General features: G+C 71.4%; 13 protein-coding genes and 2 pseudogenes. 8 read left to right on the top strand and 7 right to left on the bottom strand.

All coding sequences use genetic code 11. The features are described from left to right. On the bottom strand, positions 1-684 hold a 684-nt coding region (locus ACZ7M7_RS31070), incomplete at its 3' end, for a maltotransferase domain-containing protein (protein ID WP_472122508.1). Positions 685-755: 71 nt separating this feature from the next. Then, a complete protein-coding gene (locus ACZ7M7_RS31075; protein ID WP_383606178.1) occupies positions 756-1061 on the bottom strand; it encodes a DUF5133 domain-containing protein in 306 nt (101 codons plus the stop codon). A 301-nt stretch (positions 1062-1362) separates the two neighbouring features. Between ACZ7M7_RS31075 and ACZ7M7_RS31080 the strand changes: the two genes are divergently transcribed. Further along, positions 1363-1875 carry a pep a2 gene (locus ACZ7M7_RS31080; protein ID WP_383606175.1) on the top strand — a complete coding sequence of 171 codons (513 nt, stop codon included), beginning with the start codon at positions 1363-1365 and terminating at the stop codon, positions 1873-1875. Then, on the top strand, positions 1872-4016 hold the full coding sequence (glgX, locus tag ACZ7M7_RS31085; protein WP_472122511.1) for a glycogen debranching protein GlgX: 2145 nt from the start codon (positions 1872-1874) through the stop codon (positions 4014-4016). The genes ACZ7M7_RS31080 and glgX overlap by 4 nt, the downstream gene beginning before the upstream one ends. A gap of 227 nt (positions 4017-4243) precedes the next feature. Here glgX and ACZ7M7_RS31090 read toward each other — a convergent pair whose 3' ends face one another. After that, a complete protein-coding gene (locus ACZ7M7_RS31090; RefSeq protein WP_383606170.1) occupies positions 4244-5047 on the bottom strand; it encodes a VOC family protein in 804 nt (267 codons plus the stop codon). A 173-nt stretch (positions 5048-5220) separates the two neighbouring features. On the opposite strand from ACZ7M7_RS31090, the gene ACZ7M7_RS31095 reads away from it, so the two are divergent. Further along, positions 5221-5553, top strand: a complete 333-nt coding sequence (locus ACZ7M7_RS31095; protein WP_369269026.1) for an ANTAR domain-containing protein — start codon at positions 5221-5223, stop codon at positions 5551-5553. Positions 5554-5568: 15 nt separating this feature from the next. Here ACZ7M7_RS31095 and ACZ7M7_RS31100 read toward each other — a convergent pair whose 3' ends face one another. Continuing rightward, positions 5569-6360 carry a SigB/SigF/SigG family RNA polymerase sigma factor gene (locus ACZ7M7_RS31100; protein ID WP_383625610.1) on the bottom strand — a complete coding sequence of 264 codons (792 nt, stop codon included), beginning with the start codon at positions 6358-6360 and terminating at the stop codon, positions 5569-5571. A 263-nt stretch (positions 6361-6623) separates the two neighbouring features. Between ACZ7M7_RS31100 and ACZ7M7_RS31105 the strand changes: the two genes are divergently transcribed. The 4 genes and pseudogenes from ACZ7M7_RS31105 (at position 6624) to ACZ7M7_RS31120 (ending at position 9465) form a co-directional block, all read left to right on the top strand. Continuing rightward, positions 6624-7067, top strand: coding sequence for a MarR family winged helix-turn-helix transcriptional regulator (locus ACZ7M7_RS31105; protein ID WP_383606163.1), 444 nt, complete (start codon positions 6624-6626; stop codon positions 7065-7067). Further along, a pseudogene (locus ACZ7M7_RS31110) lies at positions 7064-7934 on the top strand (ABC transporter ATP-binding protein). The gene ACZ7M7_RS31105 and the pseudogene ACZ7M7_RS31110 overlap by 4 nt, the downstream one beginning before the upstream one ends. Next, positions 7894-8755: pseudogene (locus tag ACZ7M7_RS31115) on the top strand (ABC transporter permease). The pseudogenes ACZ7M7_RS31110 and ACZ7M7_RS31115 overlap by 41 nt, the downstream one beginning before the upstream one ends. A gap of 188 nt (positions 8756-8943) precedes the next feature. Beyond that, positions 8944-9465: a hypothetical protein gene (locus ACZ7M7_RS31120; protein WP_383606157.1), complete on the top strand. Its 522-nt coding sequence runs from the start codon at positions 8944-8946 to the stop codon at positions 9463-9465. A 56-nt stretch (positions 9466-9521) separates the two neighbouring features. Here the strand turns inward: ACZ7M7_RS31120 and hemC are convergent, their stop codons facing one another. Together hemC and ACZ7M7_RS31130 are read right to left on the bottom strand one after the other, a co-directional pair. Beyond that, positions 9522-10457, bottom strand: a complete 936-nt coding sequence (gene hemC, locus ACZ7M7_RS31125; protein ID WP_472122515.1) for a hydroxymethylbilane synthase — start codon at positions 10455-10457, stop codon at positions 9522-9524. A 17-nt stretch (positions 10458-10474) separates the two neighbouring features. Continuing rightward, the gene (locus tag ACZ7M7_RS31130) at positions 10475-11740 is read right to left on the bottom strand and encodes an MFS transporter (protein WP_472122518.1); all 1266 of its coding nucleotides are present in this window, start codon (positions 11738-11740) and stop codon (positions 10475-10477) included. Positions 11741-11846: 106 nt separating this feature from the next. On the opposite strand from ACZ7M7_RS31130, the gene ACZ7M7_RS31135 reads away from it, so the two are divergent. Then, positions 11847-12854: an ArsR/SmtB family transcription factor gene (locus ACZ7M7_RS31135; RefSeq protein ID WP_472122520.1), complete on the top strand. Its 1008-nt coding sequence runs from the start codon at positions 11847-11849 to the stop codon at positions 12852-12854. Here ACZ7M7_RS31135 and ACZ7M7_RS31140 read toward each other — a convergent pair. Further along, positions 12835-13851 carry a questin oxidase family protein gene (locus ACZ7M7_RS31140; protein WP_472122523.1) on the bottom strand — a complete coding sequence of 339 codons (1017 nt, stop codon included), beginning with the start codon at positions 13849-13851 and terminating at the stop codon, positions 12835-12837. The genes ACZ7M7_RS31135 and ACZ7M7_RS31140 overlap by 20 nt on opposite strands. Between the last annotated feature and the right edge of the window lie 4 nt (positions 13852-13855).

Consider the following 13855-nt stretch of genomic DNA (forward strand, 5'->3'; position numbering starts at 1 on the left):
GGTGCCGTGGGGCTGCTCGGGGGTGCCCTCGGAGCGGGGGAAGAACTCGTACCAGGAACCGAACAGGGCCCGCTCCCGCTCCACCAGCAACGGCAGCGGGTCGGAGGCGGTGACCAGGTCCCGCAGCGGATACCGCCCCAACACCGCGTCGACGTTCGCCGCGAACGCCGCCGCCAGCCGTGACTCGGGCGGCAGTGAGTCGTCCCGCAGCGCGTCCGCGGCGGCCTGCACCGTCGCCTGCTCCGTCTTGTCGGGCACCCCGGACGCCGCTCGTTCGTACAGCTCGCCGCCCGTCTCCAGGACCAGTCCGACGTCGATCCCGGCGGGGATCTTGATCTGGGCGTGGTGGCGCCAGGTGGCGACCGGATCGCTCCACGCCTCCACGTGAAACGTCCAGCGGCCCATGGTCGCCGGGGTCACCTTGGCGCTCCAGCGGTCGCTGCCCGGGGCGAGTTCGTGCATGGGCGTCCAGGGGCCGGGCCGGCCGTCCGGGTCGGTCAGTACGACGTTGGCCGCGACGGCGTCATGGCCCTCGCGGAACACGGTGGCGGTGACCTCGAAGGTCTCTCCCACGACGGCCTTGGCCGGGTGCCTGCCGCACTCCACGGCCGGCCGTACGTCCCGTACCGGGATGCGGCCGATGGTCCCGGTACCGGCACCGGTCCTGCTCTTGGTCCTGCCCATGGTTCACCTCCACCGTGCTCGAGGCCGGGCACCAGGCCCGGCCGGGGGATTCAGGCTGCGCCGGAAGGGGTCTACCTCCCCGCGTGGAAACTCCGCCGCCGTGTTCCCGGCGGGCCGCGCCGCGCCGAGACGCTCGCCGTGCGCGGCCGTTCGTCCAGCTCGCTGAGGTAGGCGGCCGGAGTGATGCGCAGATAGCGTTCGGCCGCGTCGGCGGCTTCGCGTGCGCAGCGCTTTCCCATCAGCACGCAGAGGGTGTAGCCGGTGTCCTCGAAGGTGGCGCGGACCGTGAGGTCGGCCGGGGCCGCGAGCATGGCGCGTTCCCAGGCCCGATATCGCCGCAGTTGCCGGGCGACTTCGGCTTTGGCCGGTAGCAGCATGGCGCCGTTCACCTTCCGGTTCGGACTCGATGACGCGTCTCCCGACCGTCGGGCGGAAACCCGTGCGCGCACGCACGGGTTCCGTTACGGGTTATCGAGGTCTTCACACATGGTGCACGGTCGACGACTCAGCGTCCTGTTGGATCTTCAACTACCTCAGGGATCTGCTCCTGTTGCACGAATGGCCTACCGCCCCCACCCTGGAGTCACTCAGAAGCGATCAGCGCTCACGCTCCGTACTCGGGGCCCGTCCCGCAGGGGCGAGGAGAGCGGGAGCTTTCGCGGTGAGGAGGTAACGACGGTGAAGACCGCAGTGCCCTGCTACTACCACCTCGACGTGGAAGTGAGCCCCGAACGGGTGGGTCAGGTCAGCCGAATTCTGGCCGCTCACCTCCGGTACTGGGACCTGGAGACGCTTGTCGAGCCCGTCCGCCACGGCACGGAGATGCTGCTGCGGGCCATCGACGAACATGCGAGGGACAAGAACACCTCGATCGAGATGTGGTGGAACGGCCAGCACCTCATCACCGCCATCGGCGACAACAACCGTGCCCTGCGCCCGGACCACGAGCTGCGTGCCTGCCTGCAGCACCTCGCCGCGATGAGCGACGGCTGGGGGTGCTGCGCCACCGAGACCGGAGCCAAGGTCATCTGGTTCTCGCAGCGCGCCCGCGCCGGCGAACGTGCCCCGCTCGTGCCGGCCGCCCCGGCGCCCCACCTGCGGGAGGCACTTCAGGTGCCCCGCGAGGTGCCGGTCACGGCCATCGCCGACGCGGCGGGCATCCGGGACGGCATCCTGGAGGAAGCCCGGTGACCGCGCGAAAGCGCAGCAAAGGGGTGCCCGCCTGGAGCGGGCACCCCTACCCGCTGGGAGCCGCCTTCGACGGACAGGGCACCAACTTCGCCCTGTTCAGCGAGGTCGCCGACCGTGTCGAGCTCGTCCTCGTCGACGACAAGGACCGGCACACCCCGATTCCGCTCACCGAGGTCGACGGCTTCGTCTGGCACGGCTATCTGTCCGGCGTCGGCCCGGGACAGCGCTACGGCTACCGGGTGCACGGCCCCTGGGACCCGGGCCTCGGTCACCGGTGCAATCCGGCGAAGCTGCTGCTCGACCCGTACAGCCGGGCCGTCGACGGCCAGGTGGACAACCACGCCTCGCTGTTCGAGCGCACCCCCGGCGCCCCGTCCCCCGGCGACAGCGCCGGGCACACCATGCTCGGCGTCGTGACCGACCCGTACTTCGACTGGGGCGACGACCGCCCGCCCAGACGGCCGTACGCCGACACCGTCATCTACGAGGCCCACGTACGGGGCATGACCGCCACCCACCCCGACGTCCCGCCGGTACTGCGTGGCACCTACGCCGGGCTCGCCCACCCCGCCGCCATCGGGCATCTGACGTCCCTCGGGGTGACCGCCGTCGAGCTGATGCCGGTGCACCAGTTCGTCCAGGACGGCGTGCTGCTGGACCGGGGGCTGTCCAACTACTGGGGCTACAACACGATCGGCTTCTTCGCGCCGCACAACGCCTACGCCGCCCACGGCACCCGCGGTGAGCAGGTCAACGAGTTCAAGTCGATGGTGAAGGCCCTGCACGAGGCCGGCCTCGAAGTGATCCTCGACGTCGTCTACAACCACACCGCCGAGGGCAACGAACGGGGCCCCACCCTCTCCTTCCGAGGCATCGACAACGCCTCCTACTACCGCCTCGTGGACGGCGACTGGGCGCACTACTACGACACCACCGGCACCGGCAACAGTCTGCTGATGCGGCACCCGTACGTGCTCCAGCTGATCATGGACTCGCTGCGGTACTGGGTCACCGAGATGCACGTCGACGGCTTCCGCTTCGACCTCGCGGCCACGCTGGCCCGGCAGTTCCACGAGGTGGACCGGCTCTCGGCGTTCTTCGACCTGATCCAGCAGGACCCGGTGATCAGCAGGGTCAAGCTGATCGCCGAACCGTGGGACGTCGGCGAGGGCGGCTACCAGGTGGGCAACTTCCCGCCGCTGTGGTCGGAGTGGAACGGCAAGTACCGGGACGTCGTACGGGACTTCTGGCGCGGCGAGCCCGACTCGCTCGGCGAGTTCGCCTCCCGGCTGACCGGCTCCTCCGACCTGTACGCACACAGCAGGCGCCGCCCGCGCGCCAGCGTCAACTTCGTCACCGCGCACGACGGGTTCACCCTGCGCGATCTCGTCTCGTACAACGACAAGCACAACGAGGCCAACGGCGAGGGCAACCGGGACGGCGAGAGCCACAACCGGTCCTGGAACTGCGGAGCGGAGGGCGACACCGACGACCCGGCCGTGCGCCGGCTGCGCGCCCGCCAGCAGCGCAACTTCATCGCCACGCTGATGCTCTCGCAGGGCATCCCCATGCTCGGCCACGGCGACGAACTGGGCCGCACCCAGCGCGGCAACAACAACGCCTACTGCCAGGACAACGACGTCTCCTGGGTCGACTGGGGACTCACCGACGAGCAGCGCGCACTCGCCGACTTCACCCGTTACGTCATCGGGTTGCGCGCTGCTCACCCCGTCCTGCGCCGCCGCCGCTTCTTCAAGGGCGAGACGGCCACCCACCCGGACCAGCCGCTGCCCGACCTGGTGTGGCTGCTGCCGGACGGCCGTGAGATGACGGACGAGGACTGGCAGCACCCCGACGCCCACTCGGTCGCCGTCTTCCTCAACGGCGACGCCATCGCCGAACCCGACTGGTGCGGCCGCCCGGTGGTGGACGACTCCTTCCTGCTCCTGTTCAACAGCTACTGGGAGCCGGTGGAGTTCCAACTGCCGGAGGCAGCGTTCGGCGACCGCTGGACCCCACTGATCGACACCTCCGAACCGCAGGGCCCTTCGGACGAGTCGGAGTACAAGGCAGGCACCGCTCTTCTGATCGAACGCCGCAGCCTGGCCCTCCTGTCGACGCCCTCGCGGCAACGCCGGTAGGAGCGCGGGAGCGCCAGGCCGTGTCCGCAAAGTCCCGCCTGCCCCGCGACGCCTGGCACGCTCCCCCCGCTCTCGGCTTCGCTCGAGCGGGAGGGGCCCCCACCGCCGCACCGGGCGAAGCCCCGAGTACATCCAGTACAAAGGGCTCCGCCCGGCACGCCGAGAGCACGCACCGGACGCCGCGGGGCCCGCCCTCCGGGCGGACGACGGGACTTTGCGGACACGACCTAGCGGGAACGCCGCGAAGTCAGCGTGAACTGTGCCCCGTCAGGATCCCGCAGTACAGCCTCGTCACTCCCCTTGGACAGGACGCTCCCGCCGTGCCGCTCGGCGGCCCGCGCGCACGCCTCCACGTCCGCGACGGCGAAGTGCACCTGCCAGTGCGGCCGGATCGTGGGATCCGGCGCAGCCTCCAACGCCCCCGACTCGATCCGCGCCACGACGTCGCCCCGGCTGCGCAGCACGACCTCGCCGCCCTCGTAGCGGACCTCGCAGCAGCCGGCCCGGTCCGACGCCCATTCGAGGACCTCGCCGTAGAACATGGCGGCGTCGAACGCGTCGCGGGTGTGGAGCCGGATGAAGGTGGGCGCGGCGCGGCGCCAGGTCTCCCAGTTCGAGGGGAGCTCCCCCTCCCAGACCCCGAAGGTCGCACCGTCCCGGTCGGCCAGCAGCGCCGCGCGTCCCGGCGGCAGGGAGAGCGGGCCGACGGCCGATGTGCCGCCGCGCTCCTGCACCCGCGCCACGGCATCGTCGGCGCTGGGCACGGCGAAATAGGGGGTCCAGGCCACGGCCATCTGCCACATCGTGGCGACCGCCGCGACCCCGGCCACCGGCACGCTGTCCGCCAGCGCGACCCAGAAGTGGTCGCCCAGCTTGGCGGGCCGCCACCGCCACCCCAGCACGGCGCTGTAGAACCCGTGGGTGACTTCGAGATCACGGCTGGTCAGACTCACCCAGCAGGGTGCGCCGAACACGGAATGTGTGGACACGACCTCGGCCGTGCTGTTGGAGCTTGTCGCATCGTGGTTCATGGCAGTCGCTGTCCTGGTTCTCGCCCGAACCGGCGGCCACCGGTCTTGTCCCAGTGTCCAGCCGGATTCGCCCCGGGGCCTGCCGAGTACCCCCGGCGTGGCGCCGAAACGGCCCGGGAGAGCGACCCTCCGCTTCGCTGGCACGAGGCAGGCAAAGCGGCGAACATGGTGGCGTGGCAGCGACACCGCACGAGCCCGCCGACGGGACCGACAGGATCATCGAGCTGGAAGAGGAAGTCGAACAGCTCAAGGAGGCGATGGTCTCGCACGCCGTCGTGGACCAGGCGATCGGGATGATCGTCGCCCTCGGCCGCGTCGCGCCGGACGAGGGGTGGGCGGTGCTGAAGGACGTCTCGCAGCACACGAACATCAAGCTCCGCCATGTCGCGGAGCTGATTCTCATCTGGGGCCGGGACGGAAGGATGCCGCCGGAGATCCGCGTCGAACTCGAAGAGGCCCTCGAGCGTTACGGCCCGACGCAGATTCCGGGATCGGCCCAGGACTGACTCACCCTTCCGGCGTCAGGGGGCTTCGGCGAGTATTTCCTCGCGCAGCTGGGCGAAGCAGCCGCTCAGCAGCCGGGAGACGTGCATCTGCGAGATGCCGAGCTGCTGCGCGATGCGGCTCTGGGTCATCCCGCCGAAGAAGCGGAGGTAGAGGATGGTCCGCTCCCGCTCCGGAAGCCGCTCCAGACACGGTGTGACGGTCACTCGGTCGATGACCACGTCGTACGCCGGATCGGGGCTGCCGATGGCGTCCCCCAGCGCGTAGCCGTCCGTGCCGGGCATCTCCGCCTCCAGCGACAGCGCGGAGAAGCACTCCAGCGCTTCCATCCCGGCGCGCACCTCGCTCTCGCTCAGCTGCGCGTGCTCGGCGATCTCGGCGACGGTGGGCGCGTGCCCCGAGGTGCTCTGTGACAGTTCCTTCATGGAGTTCCGCACCCGGTTGCGCAGGTCCTGGACCCGGCGCGGCACGTGCAGCGTCCACATGTGGTCGCGGAAGTGGCGCTTGATCTCGCCGGTGATGGTGGGAACGGCGTACGCCTCGAAGGCGTGGCCGCGTGCCGGGTCGTAGTGCTCGACGGCCTTCACCAAACCCAGGGCCGCCACCTGGTACAGGTCCTCGAGGGACTCGCCGCGGCCCTTGAAGCGGACGGCGATCCGCTCGGCCATGGGCAGCCAGGCCTGGACCAGTTCGTCCCTGAGCAGCTTGCGCTCGGGCCCCTCGGGCAGCCCGAGAAAGTGATCGAAGGCCGCCGCGGTGTCGGGGGCGTCGTCGTGGGGGTGCTGCTTCGTTCTGGTGGTGGCACTCATCAGGTGCGCACCTCCCTCAGCGGTGCTGACTGGACGAGACACCGTGGGAGGCAACGCAGTCGGACCTCAGGAGGTCACCCAGGGTTCCGGCGAGCCGGCTCCCACGGACGTGCCTCCTGTCCGAAGCACATTTGTCACTTTTCCCTATGATAGGGCATCCGAAACAAAATTCATGAATGCGACTACTGCTTTGCGTGATTGACCCTTCTGCTTGACTCTCTCATTGACGTCATTACCTCTGTTACAGAGGTAATCTCGACGACGTGGACGGCGAGGAACTCGCCGACGCTCTCGTCGGTGTCCAACGACTGATCCGGCGCCGGCTTCGGCGCGACATGACCGCCCCGCAGCTGCGCGGTGCCGAGGTGGAGCTGTTGCGGCTGGTCGTGGAGCGGCCCGGTATCGGGATCTCGGACGCCGCCAAGGAGCTGTACCTGGCGGGCAATTCGGTGTCCACCCTGGTCAACCAGCTGGCCCGGCAGGGCTGTCTGCGGCGGGAGACCGACCCCTCCGACCGGCGCGCCGCCCGGCTGCTGCCGACCCCCGCGGCCGAGGCCCGGCTGAGCGAATGGCGCAGACGGCGCGCCGATCTCGTACGCCGTCAGGTGTCCCGCCTCGACGAGCCGGACCGGGAGACGCTGCTCGCGGCGATCCCGGCACTGCGCAGGCTGGCGGACTCACTGCGCGAGGAGACGGAGCGACCATGACACTAGACGCCGGCACCGAAGCCGTGGCCTGTACCGGGCTCGCCTACGCCTTCGGCGAGACCAACGCGGTGGACGGACTCGACCCGACGGTGGCGCAGGGCGAGGTCTTCGGCCTGCTCGGCCCCAACGGTGCCGGAAAGACGACGGCGATCCGCTGCATCACCACCCTCCTGCCGGTGCCCACGGGGATGGTCAACGTCTTCGGGCACGACGCGGCAGGCGACCGGATGGCCGTACGGCGCCTGCTCGGCTATGTCCCGCAGCAACTGTCCGCCGACTCGAGCCTGACCGGCCGCGAGAACGTCGTCCTGTTCGCCCGCGTCTTCGACGTGCCCCGTCGGGAACGCGCCGCACGGGTCGGCCAGGCCCTGGCCGCGGTCGGCCTCACCGACGCCGCCGACCGGCTCGCCGGCACCTACTCGGGCGGCATGGTCCGCCGCCTCGAACTCGCCCAGGCCCTGGTCAGCGCGCCCCGGCTGCTGATCCTCGACGAACCCACGATCGGCCTCGACCCGATCGCCCGCACCGGAGTGTGGGAGCACATCAACGCCGTCCGCGCCGCCACCGGCATGACGGTCCTCGTCACCACCCTCCCCCAGAGGGGGGACCCCCAACATGGACGAGGCCGACCGGTACTGCGACCGGGTCGGCCTGATGCACCACGGCCGCATCCGGGCCCTCGGCACCCCGGCCGAGCTCAGGGAGGGGCTCGGCGCCCGCCGGCGTGCCGCGGGGGCCTCCGGCACCGACCCGCTGCCCACGCTGGAGGACGTCTTCCGGGACATCGCCGGCAGCGGGCTCGACGAGAGTTCAGGAGACTTCCGCGATGTCCGAAGCACCCGCCGGACCGCAAGCCGTGTCGGCTGACCGGGACCGCGCCGACGGTATCGACCTGCTGCTACGGCCGCCCGAGCCCCGCGCCGGCTGGCGGGTGCTGCCCGCCCGCGTCCTGGCCATGTGCGCCGTCGAGCTGCAGAAGCTGCGCCACGACCGCACCGAGCTCTACACCCGCGCGGTCCAGCCCGCGCTCTGGCTGCTGATCTTCGGCCAGACCTTCACCCGGATCAAGGCGATCCCGACCGACGGCATCCCCTACATCGAATTTCTGGCCCCCGGCATCATCGCCCAGTCCGCGATGTTCATCGCCATCTTCTACGGCATCCAGATCATCATGGAGCGCGACGCCGGCATCCTCAACAAGCTGCTCGTCACCCCGACGCCGCGCTCGGCCCTGATCACCGGCAAGGCGTTCGCGGCGGGGGTGAAGTCCCTGGTGCAGGCGGTCGTCGTGATCGTCGTCGCGGCGGTGCTCGGTGTGGCGCTGACCTGGAATCCGCTGAAGCTGCTCGGCGTCGCCGCGGTCGTCGTCCTCGGCTCGGCCTTCTTCTCCTGTCTGTCGATGACCATCGCCGGCATCGTCCTCAGCCGCGACCGGCTGATGGGCTTCGGGCAGGCCATCACCATGCCGTTGTTCATCGCCTCCAACGCCCTCTACCCGCTGTCGGTGATGCCGGGCTGGCTCCAGGCGGTCAGCAAGGCCAAACCCGCTCAGCTACCAGGTGGACGCCCTGCGCGGCCTTCTCCTCGGCACCCCCTCCCACCTCGCGCTCGACTTTGCCGTTCTGCTCGTGGCCGCCGCGCTCGGCATCGCCGCCGCCTCCTCGCTGCTGGGCCGGCTGGCCCGCTGATCTTGGTGCGGAACGTGATGTGCGGCACGTGGGGGAACAGGCCCGCCGGGCCGGAAAGCGGATTCCTCCTGCCCACGGCTTGATCGGTGATCAAGGGGGCGAATGGGCTGGCCACAGCGCATTCTGCTCATTTGACAGTGCACTGAGCGCAAAGATAGGAAGCAGCTCTCTGGGTCGAGAGGTGGATTGTGTACGAGCCGAACGTGGTCGGGGACTGGCACGAGTACGACGAGCATGCCGGTCTGCGTGTCCGCGTCCACCAACTGGAAGCCGCCGAGCCGCCGCGCGGACGCGATGAGGCCGCGGAGGGGCTGGCGTACTTCAGGGTCCGCGTCACCATCGAGAACCGCGGCGAGCGGCACCTCGGCATTCACCTCGAGGACGGCCAGATCGACGTGCGGATCGGCGGTGACGGCGAGGCGGCGTTCATCGACTGGCGCAACTCGCAGTTCATCGAGGGCTTCGACGTCTACCCGCTGCGCCGCGCCACCGCCGTGCTGTACGCCGCCGGCCCGGAGGCGAGCCTGAGCCAGGTCGACGTCCAGATCCAGCTGCGCGTCGAGGAGGAGTGGGCCGAACGCCGGATGTGGAGCGGCGGCCTCGGCCTCCAGGAGAGTTCCGCCGGCGCCCACGCCGCCACGCTGCGGGACGGCCTCGCGCTCCAGGTGAGCAACTTCCTGCGGGAGCAGGCCGAAGAGGGCACCGCCTGACGGGCGCCCCTGTGAGGGGCGCCGCCTGGTGGGGGCTCGAGCCCGGACGGCAGGCTCTAGTGCGGGATGCCGTCGATGATCTCGCGGGCGCCCTGACGCAGCAGCGCCACCGCGACCGACGTGCCGAGGGTGGCGGGGTCCAGTCGGCCGGCCCATTCGTGGGCGTTCAGCCGCGTCTTGCCGTCCGGGGTGAACACGCAGGCCCGCAGGGACAGTTCGCCGCCCCGGTCCACGCGCGCGTACCCGGCGATCGGGCTGTTGCAGTGCCCTTGCAGGACATGCAGGAACATCCGCTCGGCGGTGGCCTCCCGGTACGTGTCCGGGTCGCCGAGGCCGCTGACCGCGTCGATGAGCTCGCTGTCGCCCTCCCGGCACTGCAGCGCGAGGATGCCCGCGCCGATCGGCGGCATCATCACCTCGGGGGAGAGGACCTCGCTGATCACGTCGGCGCGGCCGATGCGCTCCAGGCCGGCCACCGCGAGGAGCAGCGCGTCCGCCTCGCCGGCCGCCAGCTTCTCCAGCCGCCGGTTGGCGTTGCCGCGGAACGGCACGCACTCGAGGTGCTGGTGAGTGGCGGCCAGCTGGGCGACCCGGCGCACCGAGGAGGTGCCGATCCGGGTTCCGGGCGGGAGCTCGTCCAGGGTGAGGCCGCCGGGGTGGATGAGGGCGTCCCGGACGTCGTCGCGCTTGAGGAACGCCGCGAACGTCGTCCCCGCGGGCAGCGGCCGGTCGGCGGGGATGTCCTTGACGCAGTGCACGGCGAGATCGGCCTCGCCCGCCAGCAGAGCCGCGTCCACCTCCTTGGTGAACGCCCCCTTGCCCTCGACCTGGGACAGGTCTCCCATCCACTTGTCACCGGTCGTCTTCACCGGCACGACCTCGGTGCGCACACCGGGGTGCAGGACCGCCAACTCGGCGCGGACGCGCTCCACTTGGGCGAGGGCCATCGGCGAGTCGCGGGAGACGATACGGATCAGTTCAGGCACGGACATGCGGACACGATAGACCGTCACAACCCCGCGTCCGCACCGTACCGCCCCATTCCCGCCCGGCCCTCGCCCTCTCCCGTCCTGTCCTTGCCGCTCGCCGGGCCCTCGCCGTTTGCCCGGTCCTGCATGTTGCCGCGCACCGGCCACGTCAGCACCGCCAGCGCCCCCGCCGTGAGCAGCCCGCCGACCAGGAACGTCCCGCGCACCCCGACCGCGGGCAGCAGCACGCCCCCGATCAGCGCACCGGCGGCGATACCCAGGTTGTAGGCGGCCGAGTTGGCCGCGAGGGCGGTCTCGGTGCGGCCCGGTGCCACCTGGAGCACCTGGCTCTGCGTCGCCATGAAGGCGGTCGCGACCGAGGCACCCAGCAGCATGACCAGGACGACAGCCGCCGCCCGGACCTGGCCCGTCACGTGGAGGCCGAGCAGTGCCACCGCCTGGGCCGCCACCGGCACGGTCAGCGTGGCGCGCGGGAAGCGGTCGAGGAGCGGCCCGGCGATCGTGACCCCGGCCAGCGCCGCCCCGCCGAACGCCAGCAGCACGGCACTCACCGCGTCCTCGCGGAACCCGCTGACCTCGTCGAGGAAGGCGACGATGTATGTGAACCCGGCGAAGGCGCCGGTCACCGACAGGACGGTGACGGTCAGCACGACGAGGAACCTGCGCCGGTCGGGGGTGGCGCCGTACGCGGAGTGACCGTCCTGCGGTCGGGACGACGGCAGCAGGGCGCCGATGGCCACCAGCGAGACGAGCGCGAGCACGCCGAGCAGCGCGAAGGGCGTCCGCCAGCCGGTGTGCCCACCGAGCCAGGTCCCGGCCGGCACCCCGGCCACCGTGGCGAGGGAACCACCGACGGACAGCAGCCCGATGATCCGCCCCCGGCGCTCGGGCGGGAAGAGACCGACCGCGACCGGCCCCATGACCGACCAGAACACCGCCTGCGCCAGCGCCGTCGCCACCCGCGCCGTCAGCAGCACCCCGTACGACACTCCTCCCAGTGCCGACACCCAACTGCCCACGGCGAGCAGCCCGAGCAGTCCGGCGAGCAGATACCGGCGCGGCACCGACCGGGTGACATGGGCGAGCGGCAGGGACACGACCGCCACGGTCAGCCCGTAGCCGGTGACCAGAGCGCCCACGGCCGTGAGAGAGACCCGCAGGTCGTCCGCCATGAGCGCGAGCAGGCCGACCGGCAGGTTCTCGGTGGTGTTGAAAGTGAACGCCGCCAGCATCAGCGCCGCGACGACGGCGGCACGCCGCCAAGGTGCCGGACGTACGTTGCCCATCCATCCGCCTTTCCGACAGGGGAGTCGGGGCAAGCGTGCGGGGCCGCGGTCGGGCGCCTCTACTCTTTCGGTCCAGGACGAATCGCTGCTCACGACGGGGGTCGCCATGCCGCTCGCCCTGCACCTCGGCACCGCCGACCTCACCCGCTGCCGGTTCGCGATCTCGCCGCTGTGCCAGACCCACGAGGCCCTGCGCATGCTCCGCCGGCCCGCTCGGCACGGCTACCACCGCGGCTGGCTGCGCCGTATGCGCCGTTCGGTCGCCGGCCTCGACCTGGCAGACCTGTGGCTGTTCATCCCGCCCGCCGGCGGCTACACCCCCGACTTCCTCGGCCCGCCGCCGCAGGAGCCGTACCCCACCATCGAGGACGAGCTGGCGAGGATGCGCGCCACCGATCCCGTCCTGGCCCACGCGGAGATGACCCGCTCGCTGGCCTGCACTCCCGGACTCGCCGAGTCGCCCCGAGGGCGCGCCGCGCTCGACGACCCCGCCGGCACCGTCCGGCGCCTGGCCGACCTCACCGAGCAGGCCTGGCACGCCCTGCTCGCACCGGACTGGCCGCGCCACCGTGCCGTTCTGGAGGCGGACATCGCGCACCGCTCGCGCCGGGCCGCGGACGGCGGTCTCGACGCGCTGCTCACCGGCCTCCACCCGGCCGTGGACTGGGCAGGCCAGACGCTCACCCTGCGCAAGTACGCCGATGTGACGGATGCCCAACGGCCCGACGGCAGGGGCGTGTTGCTCATGCCGAGCGTGTTCGTGTGGCCGGACGTGGTGAGCGGCTTCGCCCGGCCCTGGCAGCCGACGGTCATCTACCCGGCCCGAGGCATGGGGCGCCTTCACATCACCCCGGCACCACGCCCGCCGGAGGCGCTTCCCCGCCTCTTCGGCCACCAGCGCGCGGCCGTCCTCACCGGCCTCGCAGTGCCCGCCTCGACGACGGACCTCGCGCGCCGCCACGGGCTCGCGCCGTCGACCGTGTCGGCCCATCTGTCGGTCCTGCGGGAGGCGGGCCTGCTGGAGTCGAGGCGTCAGGGCTACTACGTGCTGTACGGGCGAACGGCCTTGGGGGACGCCCTGGCGAACGGGCGGCTCACACCAGGGGCGGGCTGATCTCGACGGCGCGCAGGGCCGCCGCGAGGGCGACTTCGTCGCCGACGTCCAGCGCGGTGTCGGTCAGCTTGATGACGTGCTCGTCGCCGTGGGCGAGGGCCCGCTCCATGACGTCCTCGCGTGTCAGCCGGGCAGCCGGGGCGTAGGCGACCGGCTCGACGGGGGCGTACATCGCGGTGACCGCCGCGGACGCCGTCCAGGCCGCGCGCAGGCTCGGCACCCACTGGTCGCGGGGCAGCGAATCCAGAGTGCGCAGCACGGCGTTGGGCGCCGTGGCCGCGTGCACGAGCATGGTCGGCTCGCCGTGGCCGTGCGTGGCGTAGCGGTGGGTCGCGGCGCGCACGAGTTCGGTGAGCCGCTCGCGGGCCGTGTCCGGGTCGGTCACGTCGTCCGCCCAGGCGGGCAGTCGGCGTACGGCGGACAGCCGGTTCCGGAATCCCGTGTGCCCCGCCTCGATCGCGGGTACGGCGTCCAGGGCGGCCGTGGCCGTCGGCGCGCCGGACAGCGGGACGACTCCGGTCACGGACTGGTGCCGGGCCGCCCAATAGCCCAGCGCGTGCGCGAGTTCGGTGAGCCGGGGTGCGTTCTCGTTCGCTTCGAGCGCGCGCACGGCATGGCCGACGCGGATGACCGTATGAGTGGCGCCGCCGTACAGGCCGGGCAGCAGGCGCGGCCACCACTCGGCGAGGACGGCGCGCCACGGACGCTCGGCGAGCACACGGGAGTAGTGGTCGGTCCAGTCCGTGATCCGCCGTGGATCCCCCAGCGCCGCACGCCAGTTGTCGTCCGTGACGGGAGCGACGCGGTCGGGGAAGTCCTCCAGCTTCTCCCGGTAGAGGTCCACCCAGCGGTGGACGGCGCCCGCGTGTCCGTGGGCGGCCAGCGCCTCGACGACCATGGGGGCGTGGTTGGACAGCCAGCCCTCTCGTTCCGGACCGGAGGTGTGAAGGCGTTCAAGGGCTTCTTCGAAGTGTCCGCTCGTGGCGATGGTGTCCATGAAC

The organism is Streptomyces sp. NPDC111606 (assembly GCF_055656945.1).

Coding starts and splice junctions, on each gene's coding strand:
- ACZ7M7_RS31075 (WP_383606178.1), bottom strand. CDS start 1,061: ATGCTGCTACCGGCCAAAGCCGAAGTCGCCCGGCAACTGCGGCGATAT.
- ACZ7M7_RS31090 (WP_383606170.1), bottom strand. CDS start 5,047: ATGAACCACGATGCGACAAGCTCCAACAGCACGGCCGAGGTCGTGTCC.
- ACZ7M7_RS31100 (WP_383625610.1), bottom strand. CDS start 6,360: ATGAGTGCCACCACCAGAACGAAGCAGCACCCCCACGACGACGCCCCC.
- hemC (WP_472122515.1), bottom strand. CDS start 10,457: ATGTCCGTGCCTGAACTGATCCGTATCGTCTCCCGCGACTCGCCGATG.
- ACZ7M7_RS31130 (WP_472122518.1), bottom strand. CDS start 11,740: ATGGGCAACGTACGTCCGGCACCTTGGCGGCGTGCCGCCGTCGTCGCG.
- ACZ7M7_RS31135 (WP_472122520.1), top strand. CDS start 11,847: ATGCCGCTCGCCCTGCACCTCGGCACCGCCGACCTCACCCGCTGCCGG.
- ACZ7M7_RS31140 (WP_472122523.1), bottom strand. CDS start 13,851: ATGGACACCATCGCCACGAGCGGACACTTCGAAGAAGCCCTTGAACGC.